Here is an 18,064-nt window from a genome sequence, read left to right as displayed (position 1 = left end):
CCGCCCGAAGGACGTCGTCGGCCTAAAGGCGATGGCGATCGCATCACAGCGCTGGTACGAGAATTTCCGCCCCTCGGGCGTCAAGGTCCACGCGGGCGCGCCCGTCATCGAACATGGCATGGTGGAGGAAGACTTTGCCGAGTTGGCCAAGGCTGGCGTCACCCTCTTGGGCGAAGTGGGCCTCGGCACCGTGAAGGACGGCAAGACCGCCGCGCAGATGGTCGGCTGGGCGCGCAAATACGGCATCCAGAGCACGATCCACACCGGCGGGCCGTCGATCCCCGGGTCGGGGCTGATCGATGCGGACATGGTGCTGGAAACGGGCACGGATGTTGTCGGCCATATCAACGGAGGCCATTCCGCCCTGCCCGATGACCAGATCGTCTGCCTTTGCGAAAGCTGCAAGGCAGCGCTTGAGATCGTGCACAACGGCAACGAACGCGCCGCTTTGCTGACGCTGAACACAGCGCGCGAGCTCGACAAGCTCGATCAGATCATTCTGGGAACGGATGGGCCCGCCGGATCGGGCGTGCAGCCGCTGGGCATCCTGCGGATGATCGCCATGCTGTCCTCGCTCGGCAATGTCCCGGCAGAGGTCGCCTTCTGCTTTGGCAACGGCAACACCGCACGGCAGCGCAAGCTGGATACCGGGTTGATCGAAAAGGGCAAATGCGCCGACTTCGTACTGCTGGATCAGGCGCAGCACGCCCCCGGCAAGGACATGCTGGACTCGGTGCAACTGGGTAACCTGCCGGGCGTCGGAATGACGGTAATCGACGGCGAGGTGCGCTCCCTGCGCAGCCGCAACACCCCGCCCGCGAACCGGCTGCCGCAGGTGGTGCGGGGGCGCGCGCCCCTCTAGCCCTCTCCGCCCCCAAGCGGGCGCCATTCCGGCACGCGTTTTTCGACGAAGGCCCCGATGCCCTCTTCCGCATCGGGTTCCAGCATGTTTTCCACCATGACCTGCGCGGTGAAAGCATAGGCCTCGGGCAGCGGCATCTCTACCTGACGATAGAACGCTTCCTTGCCGATCCGCAGGGTGGCGGGGGATTTCTCAGCAATCGCCCGGGCCAGCTTCTCGGTCTCCGCGCGCAGATCCTCGGCCGCCACGACATCGGACACTAGCCCCTGGGCCAGCGCCTCGGAGGCCGGGATCATCTCTCCGGTCAGCAGCATTTTCATCGCCTGTTTGCGCGACACGTTGCGTGACAGGGCCACCATGGGGGTGGAACAGAAAAGCCCGATATTGACGCCCGGCGTGGCGAACCGGGCCTCCTCCGACGCAACCGCCAGATCGCAGGTCGCCACCAACTGGCAGCCCGCCGCCGTGGCAATGCCCTGCACAGACGCGATGACGGGCTTGGGGCATTGCACGATTGACATCATCAGCCTTGCGCAGCGGTCCATCGTTTCGGTGAAAAAGGCCCGACCCCGATCCGCCTCCGCCCGCGCGGCGGTCAGTTCCTTGAGGTCATGGCCCGCGCAAAAGGCAGGCCCCTCCGCCGCGATGACGATGACATGAACCTGGTCGTCGCGCCCCAGTGTCTCGATGGCGTGATGCAGCCGGTCCAGCATCGCGAGCGACAGGCTGTTGCGTGCCGCGGGCCGCGCGAGGGTGATCCAGGCGACCTTATGCGCCGTTTCGATACGGGCCAGTTCCTGTTCCATCGCCGTGCTCCCTTTGATCATGGGAGCAGTTTGGGGTGGAAGGGCGGACAAATCAATCGCCGCGGAAATGGGTGCAGCGGGGCGCAGGCCGGGGCCAGCCCCGGACCCCGGGATTTTGGGCCCTTTGGAAGGGGGCATCGTGGTTTGGGTTCTGCGCAACGAAAAGGGGCGCGCCGGTCGGCACGCCCCTGAACCCCGCCCAAGGCGGTCGGTTTACTTCAGCGAATCGTCGATGCCCTTGCAGGCTTCGACAAGGCCTTTCACGGCGTTCACGGAATTGTCGAACATGGACTGCTCTTCCTTGTTCATCTTGATCTCGACGATGCGTTCCACGCCACCGGCCCCGATCACCGTGGGAACGCCGACGTAGAAACCCTTGAGGCCATAGGCCCCGTCCACATAGGCCGCGCAGGGCAGGACGCGCTTTTGGTCTTTCAGATAGCTTTCCGCCATTTCGATCGCCGAGGTGGCGGGTGCGTAGAAGGCCGAACCGGTCTTCAGCAGGCCCACGATTTCGGCCCCGCCGTCACGGGTGCGCTGCACGATGGCGTCGAGCTTGTCCTGCGTGGTCCAGCCCATTTTGACGAGGTCGGGCAGCGGGATGCCCGCAACGGTCGAATAGCGCACCAGCGGCACCATCGTATCGCCATGGCCTCCCAGAACGAAGGCGGTGACGTCTTTCATGGACACGTCGAACTCGCTGGCGAGAAAGTGGCGGAACCGCGCGCTGTCGAGCACGCCCGCCATGCCGCAGACCTTTTCATGCGGCAGGCCGGAGAATTCGCGCAGCGCCCAGACCATCGCGTCCAGCGGGTTGGTGATGCAGATGACGAAAGCGTCAGGCGCATGCTGGGCAATGCCCTCGCCCACGGATTTCATGACCTTGAGGTTGATGCCCAGCAGGTCATCACGGCTCATCCCCGGCTTGCGGGCGACCCCGGCGGTCACGATGCAGACATCCGCGCCCGCGATATCCGCGTAGTCCTGCGTGCCGGACATCCGGGCATCGAACTTGGCCGCGGGACCGGATTCGGCGATGTCGAGCGCCTTGCCCTCGGGTATCCCCTCGGCAATGTCGAACAGGACGACGTCGCCCAGTTCCTTCAGCGCGGCGAGATGGGCAAGCGTGCCGCCGATCTGCCCGGCGCCGATGAGCGCGATCTTGGGTCTGGCCATGGTGGTATCTCCAACAGAGTTGTTTCGGGGCGGGGATACCGAAATGTCCAAGCTGCTGCAAGTTGCCTGCGCGGGCGTGGTCAAAGCCCCTGCAGGCAAAGAAAAAGGGCCGCTCCGAAGAACGGCCCCCAATCTGGATGACTGCGTATCAGCCCTGATATTCGGGCAGCGATTCCAGCGCCTCTTCGGTGCTGTCGATGTAGATGCGTACATCGTTGCCTTCGGCGTTGCGCAGAACCTGCAGTTCCTCGAAGGACACGGCCACGCGGCGCTCGCCCATGCCGAGGAAGCCGCCGACGTCGATCAGCACGCGGTCGATCTCGCCGTTGTCATTCACCAGCAGCTCTTCGATTTCACCGATGTCTTCATCGTTCACGCCGTAGATGCGGGCGTTTTCAAGATCGTCAGCTGTCATCTGGCGTACCATTGCGGCGTCAACCTCCTGGTAGCCGTCACGCTCCACCAGGGGGCGGGTCAGCAGCGGGCGGTCCATATCGGTGGTGAGGGTCGCGCCACCGGTAGCAGCAGTTCCTCCCACCGTGGTGTCGGCCTCAACCTCGGCTTCCACTTCGGCAGCCATCTCTTCGGTCTCGGCTTCTGCCTCGGCCGCCATCTGCTCGGTCTCGGCCTCTACTTCGGCGGCCATCTGCTCGGTCTCGGCTTCGGCTTCAGCCGCCAGTTCCGTGGTTTCGGCCTCTACTTCAGCGGCCATCTCCTCGGTCTCGGCTTCGATATTTTCCGCCGTGTCGGTCACTGCCGTGGTGGTCGTGGTCACAGTCGCATCGGCGTTCGCGTCGACATTCGCGTCGGTGTTCATGTCCACATCCGCGTTCATGTTACGCTCGAACTCGGGTGCCTGCTCCAGCATTTCCTGCGAGGTGCTCACAACGAGGAAACGATCATTGGAATCACCTTCCTCACGGACGATGCGGATGCTGTCCATGTCGATGGCCACGTCACGTTCGCCGATGCCGAGGAAACCGCCGATGCCGAGGATCACGGCGGTCACTTCGCCGTCCTGGCTCACGATGATGTCGTTGATTTCACCGATGTCGTCCCATTCCTGCTCGCCACCGTCGGCGATCATCATGTTTTCATCGACCTCGGTTTCCGAGTTGTAAATGCGCATGCCGATCAGGTCAGATGCGAAAAAGTCGCCTTCCTGAAATGTCACCGCGCCGAAAGCATTGGTGTGGGCGTCGGCATAGGCCGCGCCGGACATCGTCAGAAGGACGGCCGTGGTGCTGAGAAAACGTTTCATAATTAGAACTCCTACTTGTCGAGCGGTATTCACTCTCCTGACCGAATAACCTCGATTGCGTCATTCGGTTCCCGGCCCCTGTGACGATCAGGGAGCGGGTGAGCGGAGTTCCGCAAACGGCCCCTGCAGATTCGCGAAAAACGTGCATCCCGGGCGGCCAGTTCACTGAATTGGTATGTCTAAAAGAAGGTTCCGGGACGGCCGGCGAGGCAAAGCCTGAGGGAAAAGGAGCCCTCAGGGACCTCTTAAATCAAACCTCGATCCCCGGCAGGGGCAGGTCATACCCCAGATCCTCGAACGCGCCCCCGGAGGCGACAAGACAGGTCAGCCCCCCGGGTTCCGTGACCGTGATCGTCCAACTGCCCGTGTCGGAGGAGGCGAAAACCTCGATCATCGATTGATCCGTCGCCAGCCCCACGGAACGGCGCGTTTCGCCGTAGCCCTCCGCAAGGCGGCTGACCACCGTATCGCGCGGGCCGCAGCTACGCCCCGAGGGCGCGGCGGCCACATCCGTTGTCATTGCCAGCAAGACCGCTGCCGCGGCTGTAAGCCCCGCGAGATGAAGTACCTTGGTTGCCTGACACATGGTTCTGCCCTTCCCTCGATGTTTCGGCGAGGCCCCGCGGGAGATCTGAACGCGAAGCCTTTGGCCCGTCGTGGCGCCCGCCTGCTACTGCTGCATCGGACGACAGGCAAAGACTGCGCCCCAGCCTTGAAGGTTCGGTTAACGCAGCGCGCGCTGGCTGCTATCGCTGCACTGCGGCAGAAAAAGCCTTGAACTAATCGGAAAAAAATGCCCCTTTGCGCGCAACAATGTTTCCACCTGCCGGAGTTTGCCCGATGCCAAGCCTGTCCCGCCCCCTGCGGTCCGTCCTCTACATCCCCGGCTCGAAACCCCGGGCGCTGGACAAGGCGCGGGGTCTTGCCTGCGATGCGATCATTTTCGATCTGGAGGACGCCGTTTCCCCGGACGAGAAAACCGCCGCCCGGGACACGCTGGCCGCCGCGCTCAGCGAAGGCGGGTATGGCAACCGGCTGAAGGTCATCCGCATCAACGGGCTCGATACCGAATGGGGCGAGGACGATGCCCGTGCCGCCGCCGCCATGGCGCCAGATGCCATCCTGCTGCCCAAGGTGGGCAATCCCGGCGATCTCGAAGCGTTGGCGGAGATCGTGGGCGATTTGCCGCTCTGGGCGATGATGGAAACCCCCGGCGCGATGCTGAACGCCGCCGCCATCGCCGCGCACCGCCAGTTGCAGGCGATGGTCATGGGCACGAACGATCTGGCCAAGGAACTGCAGACGCGCTTCCGACCGGATCGTGCGCCGCTCGCCACCGGGCTTGGCCTCTGCGTTCTGGCCGCCAAGGCCCATGGGATCGCGATTGTCGACGGTGTCTATAACGCCTTCAAGGATGAGGACGGGTTGCGCGCCGAATCCGAACAGGGGCGTGACATGGGCTTTGACGGCAAGACGCTCATCCATCCCGCGCAACTCGACATCGCGAATGAGGTCTTCTCCCCCTCCGAGGCGGAGGCGGACCTTGCCCGGCGCCAGATCGAAGCCTTCGAAGCGGTGCAGGCCAGCGGTCAGAGCGTCGCGGTCGTCGATGGGCGGATCGTCGAAAACCTGCATGTGGCCACGGCGCGCGAGACCCTCGCCAAGCTCGACGCCATCGAAGCCCTGAAGGAAGGTTAAGCGCATGACCCTTCTCATCCTCGGACTGCTATTCTGGGTCGGCGCGCATTGGTTCCGCTTCATCGCACCCGACGCCCGCGCCCGCATGGACAAACGCGGCAAGGGCCTCATCGCCATCGGCGTTCTGATCGGCCTCGTACTGATGATCATCGGCTACCGCTGGGCCGATTTCATCCCGGTCTGGCAGCCGCCCGTGTTCTTCGTGCATATCAACAACCTCGCCATGGTGCTTGCCCTCTGGGTCTATGGTTCCAGCGCGGCCAAGGGGGCCAAGGCATGGCCCGCCAACCGCACAAGGCATCCGCAGCTGCTCGCCGTGAAAATCTGGGCCGCCGCCCATTTGCTGGTGAACGGCGATCTCGCCTCGATCGTGCTCTTCGGGTCATTGTTGGCATGGGCCGTGGTCAGCGTGATCCTGATCAACCGCACGGAGCCCGACTGGACGCCGCCGCCCCACGCGGGCCGGGCCACCTATATCCGGCTTGCCGTCATCACCGTGGTGACCTTTGTGATCATCACCGCCATTCATATCTGGCTGGGCGTCAATCCTTTCGCCGGCTGACGCCCCCTATCGCCGAGGTTCACGCATGAAGATCTACCGTTTCCTGTCCGAAGACGACACATCCGCCTTTTGCCACAAGGTCACCGAAGCCCTCAGCAAGGGATGGGAGCTTTACGGCACACCCACGCAGACATGGGACCACAAGGCAGGCGTCATGCGCTGCGGTCAGGCCGTCACCAAGGAGGTCGAAGGCACCTATGATCCGTCGATGAAACTGGGGGCCCAGTGATGGACAAGACCAACGCGGGCCGCTTCTTCGAAGACTACCGTCTGGGCGAAACGCTCATCCATGCCGTCCCGCGCACAGTCGGCGCGGGTGAGCGGGCGCTCTATCACGCGCTCTACCCCGCGCGGCATGCGCTCTATTCGTCGGACCAGTTCGGGCGGGCCTGCGGGCTGAAGGCCAGCCCCATCGACGACCTCGCGGCGTTCCACGTGGTTTTCGGCAAGACGGTGCCCGACGTATCGCTGAACGCGGTGGCCAACCTCGGCTATGCGCAGGGGCGCTGGCTGAAGCCGGTCTGGCCCGGGGACACGCTGCGCGCGCAATCGGAGGTGATCGGCCTCAAGCAGAATTCCAATGGCAAGACCGGGGTCGTCTGGGTCAGGACCACCGGGTTGAACCAGAATGACGAAGAGGTGCTGGACTACGTGCGCTGGGTCATGGTGCGCAAGCGCGACGCGAACGCCCCCGCGCCCGAGACCACGGTGCCGGAACTGCCCGATGCGCTGTCGGCAAAGGATCTGGTGGTGCCCGAGGGCCTCGATTTCTCGCGGTACGATTTCCCCCTCGCGGGGGAGCCGCATCGGTGGGGCGATTATGAGACTGGCGAACGCATCGACCACGTGGACGGTGTGACGGTCGAAGAAGCCGAGCATATGATCGCCACGCGGCTTTGGCAGAACACGGCAAAGGTGCATTTCGACACCTCCGCCCGGCCCGACGGCAGCCGCCTTATCTACGGGGGGCATGTGATTTCCATGGCGCGCGCGCTCAGTTTCAACGGTCTGGCGAACGCGCAAATGATCGTGGGGCTGAACGGGGGGGCACATGCGAACCCCTGTCTGGCGGGCGATACGATCCGCGCATGGTCCGAGGTGCTGGACAAGGCCGAGACGGACGCCCCCGGCGTCGGTGCCCTGCGCCTGCGGCTGGTGGCGACCAAGGGCGGCGCGCCGTTCGACCTGCGGGGCGACGATGGCAAGTACCGGCCCGAGGTGTTGCTCGACCTCGACTATTGGGCGCTGATACCCTGCTGACGCCCCGTCACGGGCCTTACCGGGATACGACAGGCTGGAATCAAAGCGATTCTGCCCGAGGCCCGCAGTGCCACACCCATTTCGCGAACCTTGTGATCACACGATTTTTTCTGTGATCACAAATGTCGCTTTTGACTGGCCAAACCAGTAATACTTGGAAATTGTCGTTTCCGAGCCACGTGAGATGAACGTATCTTGCGACCGAACCGCAAACAAAGACGGGACCGTTCCATATGAATATCCATGAATACCAGGCCAAAGCCCTTCTGCGCAGCTACGGCGCACCCGTGTCAGACGGCCGGGTCGTGCTGAAAGCCGAAGACGCGAAGACGGCGGCGGGCGAAATGGATGGACCGCTTTGGGTGGTGAAAGCGCAGATCCACGCCGGGGGCCGGGGCAAGGGCAAGTTCAAGGAAGCCGATGCCGGCGACAAGGGCGGCGTGCGCCTGACCAAATCGGTGGAGGAAGCGGCGCAGGAGGCCCGCAAGATGCTGGGCCGCACGCTGGTGACACATCAGACCGGCCCCGCCGGCAAACAGGTGAACCGAATCTACATCGAAGACGGCTCCGGCATCGAGACGGAGCTTTACCTCGCCCTTCTGGTGGACCGCGTGACGAGCCGCATTTCCTTCGTCTGCTCGACCGAGGGCGGCATGGACATCGAAGAGGTCGCGGCCTCGACCCCCGACAAGATCCTGTCCTTCAGCGTTGATCCCGCCACCGGCTACCAGCCGTTCCACGGACGCCGCATCGCCTTTGCGCTGGGGCTGGAAGGCAAGCAAATCAAGCAATGCGTCGGCCTGATGGGCCTGCTCTACAAAGCCTTCGTCGAGAAGGACATGGAGATGCTGGAGATCAACCCCCTGATCGTGACCGACAGCGGCGACCTGAAGGTGCTGGACGCCAAGGTCAGCTTCGACGGCAACGCGATTTACCGCCACAACGACATCGCCGATCTGCGCGACACCACCGAAGAAGACCCCAAGGAGCTGGAAGCCTCCAAGTACGATCTGAACTACATCGCGCTGGACGGGGAAATCGGATGCATGGTCAACGGCGCGGGCCTCGCCATGGCGACCATGGACATCATCAAGCTTTATGGCGCGGAACCGGCCAACTTCCTCGACGTGGGCGGTGGCGCGACGAAGGAGAAGGTAACCGAAGCCTTCAAGATCATCACCTCCGACCCGCAGGTGAAGGGGATCCTCGTCAATATCTTCGGCGGTATCATGCGCTGTGACGTGATCGCGGAAGGCGTGGTTTCCGCCGTGAAGGAAGTCGGCCTCGAAGTGCCGCTGGTCGTGCGCCTCGAAGGCACCAACGTCGAAAAGGGCAAGGAGATCATCAACAACTCCGGCCTCGATGTCATCGCCGCCGACGATCTGAAAGATGGTGCCCAGAAGATCGTGAAGGCGGTCAAGGGGTGATGCGGATGCGGGCGCGGCCAGTGGGCGCGGTGCCCCGCCGTTCCGGTTCACGCGATAACAAGGGCATGTGCTAATGCAAAACCCTCCTCCTCAATCCTCCCCCATCATCGCGGGCCTCGCGCTCGTCGGAATCGGGCTGTTGATCCGTCAGTGGCAGCCGCAGGCGCTGGAACTGCCCAGCACCGAAGGACGGACATCGCGGGATCGTGGCCTGCGCCGCGTTGCGCGTAAATCGCGCGACGGGCTGGCCCGGGTGCTGCCCGGCAACCTGACTGGCTCCATCGCAAGATCGCTTCTGGTGATGGGCGCGGGGCTGATCCTTGTGCGGGCGCTGGATGAACTGGTCGAGGATGAAGATGCCCTGTTCTGAGGGCGTCTTTCCACGCCGGGCCGCCCTGACCCTGACGGCGGTTGGCCTTCTTTCGGGCCCTGCTGTCGCAGGCACGGATCCGGCGGCTTCCGCGATCGAGGCGTTCAACCAATGGTGCTTCAAGGCGGGCCAGACCGAAGCGCAAGCCCGGTCCAACATGACTGAAACCGCAGGCGATCCGCTGCCTTTCCAGCTGACTTTCTGGGACGATAGCCTTGAGCCGCGTCCGCAGGGTGCCCCGCGCGGCGTGGAACGCCGGTGCGAGGTTGCCTTTCCCGGTGATGAAACCGAAGCCGCAATCGCCGCGTTGCGCCAGCAGATGGCGACACCCCCGGTATTCGGTCACGCGATCCCCCTGCCCGACACCCACGCGGAAGAGCCGGGCACCGCGCTGATCGAGGGCCGGGAACTGTTGCGCGGGCGGGTCGCTGTCGTCCACGTTGGCACCCGCAACCATGATGCCACGCAGGAAACCTTCATGGCCGTGGACCGGCTCTACGATGGTCTGGGGCTGGGCGAATGACCACAACCGGAGAAAGGGTGGAACGATGAACTTTGCACTCACTACGAAAACACGCGCCGCAAGGGCGGTTCTCGGCCTCGGGCTGACGGCAACGATCGCGGCCTGCGGCGGCTATGGCTATGACGTGGCGGTCCGCAATGGCCCGCAGGCGGTGCACCCCAGCGCCTCCGCCCTGTCGCAGCGCAGCCTCGTTTCCGCGCCCGTCGTGGCGGCACCGGCAGCGACCGTCACGGCGCCGGTCGGTGCCACCCCCGTCGTCGAGGCGCCGGTTTACGCCGCGCCCGTCGCCGCGGCCCCGGTGGTGACCGGCGGGGCATGCTACGACGGCTTCGGCGGCACGAACTGCGGCGTTCCGGGTGACGTCTATACAGGCGCACAACCGATCGTCGACTGACACTATTTCCGGTCGGGCGGCCCGCCGCGCGACCGCGACACGAAAGACAACTACTCGCGACGGCGGCATGAGGATGCCGCCGACCATCGCCTTCAAAACCAAGGAACCACCGAATGGCCGTACTCGTCGACGAAAACACCAAAGTCATCTGCCAGGGCCTTACCGGCTCACAGGGGACATTCCACACCGAACAGGCCATCGCCTACGGCACGAAGATGGTGGGTGGCGTGACCCCGGGCAAAGGGGGCCAGACCCATCTGGACCTGCCGGTGTTCAACTCCGTCCACGAGGCGAAGGCCAAGACAGAGGCGAATGCCTCCGTGATCTATGTCCCGCCGCCCTTCGCGGCGGATTCGATCCTCGAAGCCATCGACGCGGAAATGGAGCTGATCGTCTGCATCACCGAAGGCATTCCGGTGCTCGACATGATGCGCGTGCAGCGCGCGCTGGAGGGGAGCAAGTCACGGCTGATCGGCCCGAACTGCCCGGGTGTCATCACGCCCGACGCCTGCAAGATCGGCATCATGCCGGGCCATATCCACAAGCGCGGGTCCTGCGGGGTGGTTTCGCGCTCGGGCACGCTGACCTACGAGGCGGTCAAGCAGACCACCGACATGGGGCTGGGCCAGTCCTCTGCCGTAGGTATCGGCGGCGACCCCATCAAGGGAACCGAGCATATCGACGTGCTGGAAATGTTCCTTGCCGATGACGAGACGCAAAGCATCATCATGATCGGTGAAATCGGCGGCTCCGCCGAAGAGGACGCGGCACAATTCCTCGCCGACGAAAAAAAGAAGGGCCGCTGGAAACCGACAGCGGGCTTCATTGCCGGCCGCACGGCGCCTCCGGGTCGCCGCATGGGCCATGCGGGCGCCATCGTCGCCGGTGGCAAAGGCGGTGCCGAAGACAAGATCGAAGCCATGCGCAGCGCCGGTATCGTGGTGGCGGACAGCCCCGCGACACTGGGCGAAGCCGTGCAGGAAGCGATTGACCGCGGCTGACCGGCCTGCAGGACCCGCCGTCCGCGCATCAGGAGCATCTACGCGATGACCCAGACCGTTGCCCCTTCCGACCAGAGCGCCGCATTCGGCACCTTTTCCGCGCTGCGGTTCAAGCATCGCATCGCAACCTCGCCGCTGGGTGGGGCGGCCGGGGCATTGCGCGACCAGTGGCGCGGTCTGCGGAGTTTGCGGAACCCCGAACTGGGCCTGCTGACGCGCGAAGACGCCATGGTCAACGCGGTCCTGCAGGCCCGCATCGGGGCGGATTGGAACTGTCTCGACATCGGGGCGCATCTCGGCTCGGTCTATTACCGGCTGACCCGGGGCCAGCACCGGATGATTGAGGCCAGCCCCGGCAAGGCGCAGATGCTGGGCGACCGGTTCGGAGCGAAGGCCGTCATCGAATGTGCGGTGTCAGATACCGAGGGCGCGGTGACGTTTCACGAAAACCTCGACCAACCGGGCTTCAGCGCGCTGGACCGGCGCGCCTCCCGCGGGCGGACGGTCGAACGGCGGGTACGCGCCCGGCGGCTGGATGACATTCTGGGCGACGATACGCGCATCGACTTCATCAAGATCGACGTGGAAGGCCACGAATATCCCGCCCTGCGCGGGGGCGAGGCCCTGCTGCGCCGCTGCCGCCCGCTCATACAGTTCGAAGCCGGCGCGCGGCACGATGCCGATCTGGCGGGTGGCCCCGATGATCCCGCCGCACCCCTCTTCCACTGGCTGACCGATGACCTCGGTTATGCGGTATACGCGGCTTTCGATCTGCCTTATGGCCGCCCCGCGATCGATGCCGCACAGTTTGCCAGTTACCGCAGCTATCCCTACATGGCGTTCAATTATTTCGCCGTGCACCCACAACACCTGCCGCCTGCCACTTCGGCACCGCGGCGCTGACCCGCGCCGCTTCGACGCAGAAAAGGAAGTTCAGATGACCGACCAACCTGCCAACGACCAGTTCCGCTCCTCGTCCTTTCTGGAAGGGCAGAACGCGGAATACCTCGAGGCGATGTATGCCCGCTACGCCAACGATCCCGGCGCGGTGGACGAAGCGTGGCAGGCTTTCTTCGACGCCATGGGTGACGCGGATACCGACGTGAAGGCCGAAGCCGCGGGCCCCAGTTGGGCGCGCGCCGACTGGCCGCCCATGCCGTCCGATGACCTGACCGGCGCGCTGACCGGCCAGTGGCCCGCCCCCGCGGAAACCAAGGCCGCAGGGGACAAGATCAAGGCCAAGGCGCAGGAAAAGGGCGTCGAGGTGACGGACGCGCAGGTCAGGCTGGCGGTGCTCGACAGTATCCGCGCGCTGATGATCATCCGCGCCTACCGTATCCGCGGACATCTGGCGGCCGATCTCGACCCGCTGGGCATGCGCGATACCGGCAAACATGAAGAGCTCGATCCGAAATCCTACGGCTTCACCGACGCGGATATGGATCGGCCCATCTTCATCGACAACGTGCTCGGCCTCGAAGTCGCGACGCTCCGCGAAATTCTCGATATCGTGCAGCGTACCTACTGCGGGACATTCGCGCTGCAGTACATGCATATCTCGGACCCGGAGCAGGCCGGCTGGCTGAAGGAACGGATCGAAGGCTACGGCAAGGAAATTTCCTTTACCCGCGAAGGGCGCAAGGCGATCCTGAACAAGCTGGTGGAGGCCGAAGGCTTCGAGAAATTCCTGCACGTCAAATACATGGGGACCAAACGCTTCGGCCTCGACGGCGGCGAAAGCCTCGTGCCCGCGATGGAGCAGATCATCAAGCGAGGCGGCCAGCTTGGCGTCAAGGACATCGTCATCGGCATGCCCCACCGGGGGCGCCTGTCGGTGCTGGCCAACGTGATGCAGAAACCCTACCGCGCCATCTTCAATGAATTTCAGGGCGGCAGCTTCAAGCCCGAGGACGTGGATGGTTCGGGTGACGTGAAATACCACCTCGGCGCCTCGTCCGACCGTATGTTCGACGGCAACGAGGTGCACCTGTCGCTCACCGCGAACCCCAGCCACCTCGAAGCGGTCAATCCCGTCGTGCTGGGCAAGGTCCGCGCCAAGCAGGATCAGCTGGGCGACAAGGACCGCACCGCGGCCATGCCGGTGCTGCTGCATGGCGATGCTGCCTTTGCCGGACAGGGCGTCGTGGCGGAATGTTTCGCGCTCTCCGGCCTCAAGGGGCACCGGACGGGCGGGACAATGCACATCGTGGTCAACAACCAGATCGGCTTTACCACCGCGCCGCATTTCTCGCGTTCCTCGCCCTATCCCACCGACAACGCGCTGGTGGTCGAGGCACCGATCTTCCACGTCAACGGCGACGACCCGGAGGCCGTGGTCCACGCCGCGCGTGTCGCCACCGAATTCCGCCAGAAGTTCCGCAAGGACGTGGTGATCGACATGTTCTGCTACCGCCGGTTCGGGCACAACGAAGGCGATGAGCCGATGTTCACCAACCCGGTGATGTACAAGCATATCAAGTCGCAGAAGACGACACTCACGCTCTATACCGAGCGGCTCATCAAGGATGGGCTGATCCCCGTGGGCGAGATCGAGGATATGAAATCCGCGTTCCAGGCCCACCTGAACGAGGAATTCGAGGCGGGCAAGGATTACCGCCCCAACAAGGCCGACTGGCTGGACGGCAAATGGTCCCACCTCGACCGGCAACAGAAGAAGAAGTACCAGCGCGGCAAGACGGCCATCTCGCCCGAGACAATGAAAGAGGTCGGCGAGGCGCTCACGACGGTGCCCGAAGGCTTCCCGCTGCATAAGACGATCGGGCGGCTTCTGGAAGCCAAGAAGGAGATGTTCGAAAGCGGTAAGGGCTTTGACTGGGCCACGGGGGAGGCGCTCGCCTACGGCTCACTGCTGACCGAAGGATACAAGGTGCGCCTTGCCGGTCAGGACAGTACCCGCGGCACGTTCAGCCAGCGCCATTCCGCGCTCATTAACCAGCAGGACGAAGATCGCTACTATCCGCTGAACCACATCCGCGAAGGTCAGGCGGAATACGAAGTCATCGACTCGATGCTGTCGGAATATGCCGTGCTGGGTTTCGAATACGGCTATTCGCTGGCCGAACCCAACGCGCTGGTCGCATGGGAAGCGCAGTTCGGCGATTTCGCCAACGGCGCGCAGATCATGTTCGACCAGTTCATCTCTTCGGGTGAAAGCAAATGGCTGCGGATGTCCGGCCTCGTCTGTCTGCTGCCGCATGGCTACGAAGGACAGGGCCCGGAACATTCCAGCGCGCGCTTGGAACGTTTCCTGCAGATGTGCGGCGGCGACAACTGGATCGTCGCTAATTGCACCACGCCGGCGAACTATTTCCACATCCTGCGCCGGCAGTTGCACCGCAGCTACCGCAAACCGCTGATCCTGATGACGCCGAAATCGCTGCTGCGCCACAAGCTGGCCATCAGCACGGCGGAGGAGTTCCAGACCGGATCGTCCTTCCACCGCGTGTTGTGGGACGATGCGCAGCACGGCAATTCGGACACGCAGCTGGTGGCCGACGACAAGATCAAGCGCGTGGTGATGTGTTCGGGCAAGGTCTATTTCGACCTGCTGGAAGAGCGCGACGCGCGCGGCATCGATGACATCTACCTGCTGCGCTTCGAGCAGTTCTATCCTTTCCCGGCGCAATCGGCGGTCAAGGAACTGGAACGGTTCAAACAGGCCGAAATGGTCTGGTGCCAGGAAGAGCCCAAGAACCAGGGTGCCTGGACCTTCATCGAACCCAACATCGAATGGGTGCTGGGCCGCATCAAGGCCAAGAACGGCCGCCCCGAATACGTGGGCCGCGCCACCGCCGCCTCGCCCGCGACCGGCCTTGCGAGCCAGCACAAAGCACAACAAGCCGCCCTCGTGGACGAGGCGCTGACCATCAAAGGAAATTGACCATGACAAGCGAAGTACGCGTGCCCACGCTGGGCGAATCCGTCACCGAGGCCACCGTGGCCACATGGTTCAAGAAGCCGGGCGATTCCGTCGCCGTGGACGAAATGCTCTGCGAGTTGGAAACCGACAAGGTCACCGTCGAAGTGCCGAGCCCTGTCGCGGGCACCATGGGAGAGATCGTCGCCGCCGAAGGCGAAACGGTCGGCGTCGACGCCCTGCTTGCCACGATCGAGGAGGGCGATGGCAAATCCGGCGGCACCGCCAAAAAGGACAGCGCGGCAGAGGCCGAACCGCCGAAGGCCAAGGACGCGGGCCCCGAAGAAACCCGCCCCCGTGAAGAAGCGCAGGCCCCGAAGGACGGTGGCGGCGCTTCGGGCTCCGGCGGCTCCGTCGACGTGATGGTGCCCACACTGGGCGAATCCGTGACAGAGGCCACCGTTGCCACATGGTTCAAAAAGGTCGGCGATACCGTCGCGCAGGATGAAATGCTCTGCGAGTTGGAAACCGACAAGGTGAGCGTCGAAGTCCCCGCCCCCGCCGCAGGCACGCTGGGCGAGATCCTCGCCGAAGAAGGCAGCACCGTGCAGGCCAACGGCAAGCTCGCGGTGATCAATGCAGGCTCCGGGGCCGCCGCATCGGCCAGCGCGCAGGAAAACGCGCCCGCCCCCGCCGCGCAGGAAGCACCCGCCGGTGGTGGCAAGGATGTCGAGGACGCGCCCTCCGCCAAGAAGGCCATGGCCGAGGCCGGGCTGAGCCGCGATCAGGTCACCGGATCGGGCCGCGACGGCCGCGTGATGAAGGAAGACGTCGCCAAAGCCATCGAGGCGGGCAAATCGGCCAGTGCCGGGGCCGCCCCGGATGCCCCACAGGCCAAACAGGCGCCGCGCGCGCCCTCTTCTGCCGATGATGCCGCGCGCGAGGAACGGGTCAAGATGACCCGCCTGCGCCAGACCATCGCCCGGCGTCTGAAGGACGCGCAGAACACCGCCGCCATCCTGACCACCTACAACGAGGTGGACATGACCGGCGTCATGGAGTTGCGCGACGAATACAAAGACCTCTTCCTGAAGAAACACGGGGTGAAGCTTGGCTTTATGTCCTTCTTCACCAAGGCCTGCTGCCATGCCCTGAAGGAAGTGCCCGAGGTCAACGCCGAAATCGACGGCACCGATATCGTCTACAAGAACTTCGTGCATATGGGCATCGCCGCGGGCACGCCGCAGGGCCTCGTGGTGCCGGTGATCCGCGATGCCGACCAGATGAGCTTTGCCGAGATCGAGAAAGCCATCGCCGAAAAGGGCGCGAAAGCACGCGACGGCAAGCTTTCCATGGCCGAAATGCAGGGCGGCACCTTCACCATCTCCAACGGCGGCGTCTATGGCTCGCTCATGTCCTCGCCGATCCTGAACCCGCCGCAGTCCGGCATCCTCGGTATGCACAAGATCCAGGACCGCCCGATGGTGGTCGGCGGAGAGATCGTGATCCGCCCGATGATGTACCTAGCACTCAGCTACGATCACCGCATCGTGGACGGCAAGGGCGCGGTGACTTTCCTCGTCCGCGTGAAAGAGGCGCTGGAAGACCCCCGGCGCCTGCTGATGGACCTCTGAGCGGGCCGCCTGCCCCCGATGACATAACCGTCGCCGCGCGCCGCCGGCTCATGTAGACTGGCGGCGGAGGTCCCCCGGGGACAGGAAGTGAAAGGACGATGCCATGACCGAAACGACAATTCTTGCCGCCTACGGCCTGCTCGTGATGATCACGATCCTGCTGCAGGTTCTCGGCGCCACCCGGCAGTTGTCGCTGGGCTATCTGATGTCGTCGCGCGATGAAACGCGCAGCACCACGGGGATGACCGCCCGGGTCGCCCGCGCGCTGGAAAATTCGATCACGGCCATGGCGCTCTTTGCCCCCGCGGTGCTGATCCTCGCCGCGCTGGATCGCAGTTCCGCCGCATCGCTCTTGTCCGCGCAGGTCTTTCTGGCGGCGCGGATCGTCTATCTGCCGGCCTATGCCTTCGGCCTTACCGGCATCCGGACGGTCGCGTGGCTGATCGGTTTTGCGGCGACGGCGGCGCTCTATCTTCTGGCTCTCTAGGACACATCGATGCAATTGATCTGCCACTATGATGTCTCGGATTTCGCCCGGTGGCGGTCCGCCTTCGACAAAGATGCGGGCTCCCGCCGTGAGGCAGGGCTGACGGTGCTTCAGGTCTGGCGGGACGCCGATGATCCGGGCCATGCCATCACGCTGATGTCCGTCAACGACCGGGATCGCGCCAAGGCATGGCTCGCCCGGTCCGATGCGCTGTCCTCCGACGATGGCGGCACCGTTACAGCCACCCGCGCCTATTTCGTTGAAACCGAATGACCCCGGAACTTACCGTCCTCGTCCTCGCGGCACTGCTGCAGCTTTTGCAATTCGTGCTCTACGCGGTTCCGGCCAATCTCGAACTGGGGCCGGGCTACACCATGTCCGCGCGGGACCGCGAACCCTCCCGCGCCCTGTCGGAACGCACCGCGCGGCTGGGCCGGGCCTTCGACAATCATTTCGAGGCGCTCGTCCTCTTCGGCATCGCCGCAGGCGTGCTCGCGATTTCGGGGCAGGGCAACACGCTCACGACGGTCTGCGCCTGGATCTACCTCGCCGCCCGGATTGCCTATGTCCCGGCCTATGCCATGGGCCTGCGCCCGCACCGCAGCATCATCTGGGCAGTGGGCCTGCTCGCCACCACGATCATGCTGATCGCCGCCCTCTTCTGATCTTCCAAATGGCCCCTCATCCCGGGGGACGGCGCTTGCGCCGGGGGGCAGCGCCCCCTAC

At 64.2% G+C, this 18,064-nt stretch carries 20 protein-coding genes; 16 read left to right on the top strand and 4 right to left on the bottom strand.

The window, feature by feature from the left end; translation table 11 throughout:
- The coding region (locus A3728_RS00635) for an amidohydrolase family protein (RefSeq protein ID WP_067919310.1) at window positions 1-862 on the top strand (862 nt) is incomplete at its 5' end.
- Here A3728_RS00635 and A3728_RS00630 read toward each other — a convergent pair.
- The 4 genes from A3728_RS00630 to A3728_RS00615 all read right to left on the bottom strand — a co-directional run bounded on the left by A3728_RS00630 (window position 859) and on the right by A3728_RS00615 (window position 4,691).
- Window positions 859-1,668 (bottom strand): enoyl-CoA hydratase, encoded by an 810-nt coding sequence (locus A3728_RS00630; protein ID WP_201722104.1) that lies wholly within the window; start codon window positions 1,666-1,668, stop codon window positions 859-861. The genes A3728_RS00635 and A3728_RS00630 overlap by 4 nt on opposite strands.
- Before the next feature lie 213 nt (window positions 1,669-1,881).
- A complete protein-coding gene (mdh, locus tag A3728_RS00625; RefSeq protein ID WP_067919305.1) occupies window positions 1,882-2,844 on the bottom strand; it encodes a malate dehydrogenase in 963 nt (320 codons plus the stop codon).
- A 148-nt stretch (window positions 2,845-2,992) separates the two neighbouring features.
- On the bottom strand, window positions 2,993-4,105 hold the full coding sequence (locus tag A3728_RS00620) for a PRC-barrel domain-containing protein (RefSeq protein ID WP_067919303.1): 1,113 nt from the start codon (window positions 4,103-4,105) through the stop codon (window positions 2,993-2,995).
- A 250-nt stretch (window positions 4,106-4,355) separates the two neighbouring features.
- Window positions 4,356-4,691: a hypothetical protein gene (locus A3728_RS00615; RefSeq protein WP_067919301.1), complete on the bottom strand. Its 336-nt coding sequence runs from the start codon at window positions 4,689-4,691 to the stop codon at window positions 4,356-4,358.
- Between the two features lie 254 nt (window positions 4,692-4,945).
- Between A3728_RS00615 and A3728_RS00610 the strand changes: the two genes are divergently transcribed.
- The 15 genes from A3728_RS00610 to A3728_RS00540 all read left to right on the top strand — a co-directional run bounded on the left by A3728_RS00610 (window position 4,946) and on the right by A3728_RS00540 (window position 18,003).
- Window positions 4,946-5,803 (top strand): HpcH/HpaI aldolase/citrate lyase family protein, encoded by an 858-nt coding sequence (locus tag A3728_RS00610; RefSeq protein ID WP_067919299.1) that lies wholly within the window; start codon window positions 4,946-4,948, stop codon window positions 5,801-5,803.
- Between the two features lie 4 nt (window positions 5,804-5,807).
- Complete coding sequence (locus A3728_RS00605; protein WP_067919298.1) at window positions 5,808-6,365, top strand: NnrU family protein; 558 nt, start codon at window positions 5,808-5,810, stop codon at window positions 6,363-6,365.
- 25 nt (window positions 6,366-6,390) lie between these two features.
- Window positions 6,391-6,594: a DUF1737 domain-containing protein gene (locus tag A3728_RS00600; RefSeq protein ID WP_067919296.1), complete on the top strand. Its 204-nt coding sequence runs from the start codon at window positions 6,391-6,393 to the stop codon at window positions 6,592-6,594.
- A complete protein-coding gene (locus A3728_RS00595; protein WP_067919294.1) occupies window positions 6,594-7,625 on the top strand; it encodes a MaoC family dehydratase in 1,032 nt (343 codons plus the stop codon). Before A3728_RS00600 ends, A3728_RS00595 begins: the two co-directional genes overlap by 1 nt.
- A 233-nt stretch (window positions 7,626-7,858) precedes the next feature.
- Window positions 7,859-9,052 carry an ADP-forming succinate--CoA ligase subunit beta gene (gene sucC / locus A3728_RS00590; protein ID WP_067919292.1) on the top strand — a complete coding sequence of 398 codons (1,194 nt, stop codon included), beginning with the start codon at window positions 7,859-7,861 and terminating at the stop codon, window positions 9,050-9,052.
- A 73-nt stretch (window positions 9,053-9,125) separates the two neighbouring features.
- The gene (locus tag A3728_RS00585) at window positions 9,126-9,422 is read left to right on the top strand and encodes a hypothetical protein (RefSeq protein ID WP_067919290.1); all 297 of its coding nucleotides are present in this window, start codon (window positions 9,126-9,128) and stop codon (window positions 9,420-9,422) included.
- Window positions 9,409-9,945, top strand: a complete 537-nt coding sequence (locus A3728_RS00580) for a hypothetical protein (protein WP_082850880.1) — start codon at window positions 9,409-9,411, stop codon at window positions 9,943-9,945. Before A3728_RS00585 ends, A3728_RS00580 begins: the two co-directional genes overlap by 14 nt.
- Before the next feature lie 25 nt (window positions 9,946-9,970).
- Window positions 9,971-10,339: a hypothetical protein gene (locus A3728_RS23370; protein ID WP_067919288.1), complete on the top strand. Its 369-nt coding sequence runs from the start codon at window positions 9,971-9,973 to the stop codon at window positions 10,337-10,339.
- Between the two features lie 113 nt (window positions 10,340-10,452).
- Window positions 10,453-11,340 (top strand): succinate--CoA ligase subunit alpha, encoded by an 888-nt coding sequence (gene sucD / locus A3728_RS00570; RefSeq protein WP_067919286.1) that lies wholly within the window; start codon window positions 10,453-10,455, stop codon window positions 11,338-11,340.
- A gap of 45 nt (window positions 11,341-11,385) precedes the next feature.
- Window positions 11,386-12,243: an FkbM family methyltransferase gene (locus A3728_RS00565; RefSeq protein WP_067919284.1), complete on the top strand. Its 858-nt coding sequence runs from the start codon at window positions 11,386-11,388 to the stop codon at window positions 12,241-12,243.
- 34 nt (window positions 12,244-12,277) lie between these two features.
- The gene (locus A3728_RS00560) at window positions 12,278-15,241 is read left to right on the top strand and encodes a 2-oxoglutarate dehydrogenase E1 component (protein WP_067919282.1); all 2,964 of its coding nucleotides are present in this window, start codon (window positions 12,278-12,280) and stop codon (window positions 15,239-15,241) included.
- A 2-nt stretch (window positions 15,242-15,243) separates the two neighbouring features.
- Window positions 15,244-16,851, top strand: coding sequence for a 2-oxoglutarate dehydrogenase complex dihydrolipoyllysine-residue succinyltransferase (gene odhB, locus A3728_RS00555; protein WP_067919280.1), 1,608 nt, complete (start codon window positions 15,244-15,246; stop codon window positions 16,849-16,851).
- A 103-nt stretch (window positions 16,852-16,954) separates the two neighbouring features.
- A complete protein-coding gene (locus A3728_RS00550) occupies window positions 16,955-17,338 on the top strand; it encodes an MAPEG family protein (RefSeq protein ID WP_067919278.1) in 384 nt (127 codons plus the stop codon).
- A gap of 9 nt (window positions 17,339-17,347) precedes the next feature.
- Window positions 17,348-17,611: a hypothetical protein gene (locus A3728_RS00545; protein ID WP_067919276.1), complete on the top strand. Its 264-nt coding sequence runs from the start codon at window positions 17,348-17,350 to the stop codon at window positions 17,609-17,611.
- Window positions 17,608-18,003, top strand: coding sequence for an MAPEG family protein (locus A3728_RS00540; RefSeq protein WP_067919274.1), 396 nt, complete (start codon window positions 17,608-17,610; stop codon window positions 18,001-18,003). The genes A3728_RS00545 and A3728_RS00540 overlap by 4 nt, the downstream gene beginning before the upstream one ends.
- Window positions 18,004-18,064: the final 61 nt, after the last annotated feature.

The organism is Sulfitobacter sp. HI0040, from assembly GCF_001634885.1.
GTDB lineage: Bacteria > Pseudomonadota > Alphaproteobacteria > Rhodobacterales > Rhodobacteraceae > Sulfitobacter.
This window is presented reverse-complemented; position numbering and strand designations above follow the sequence as displayed.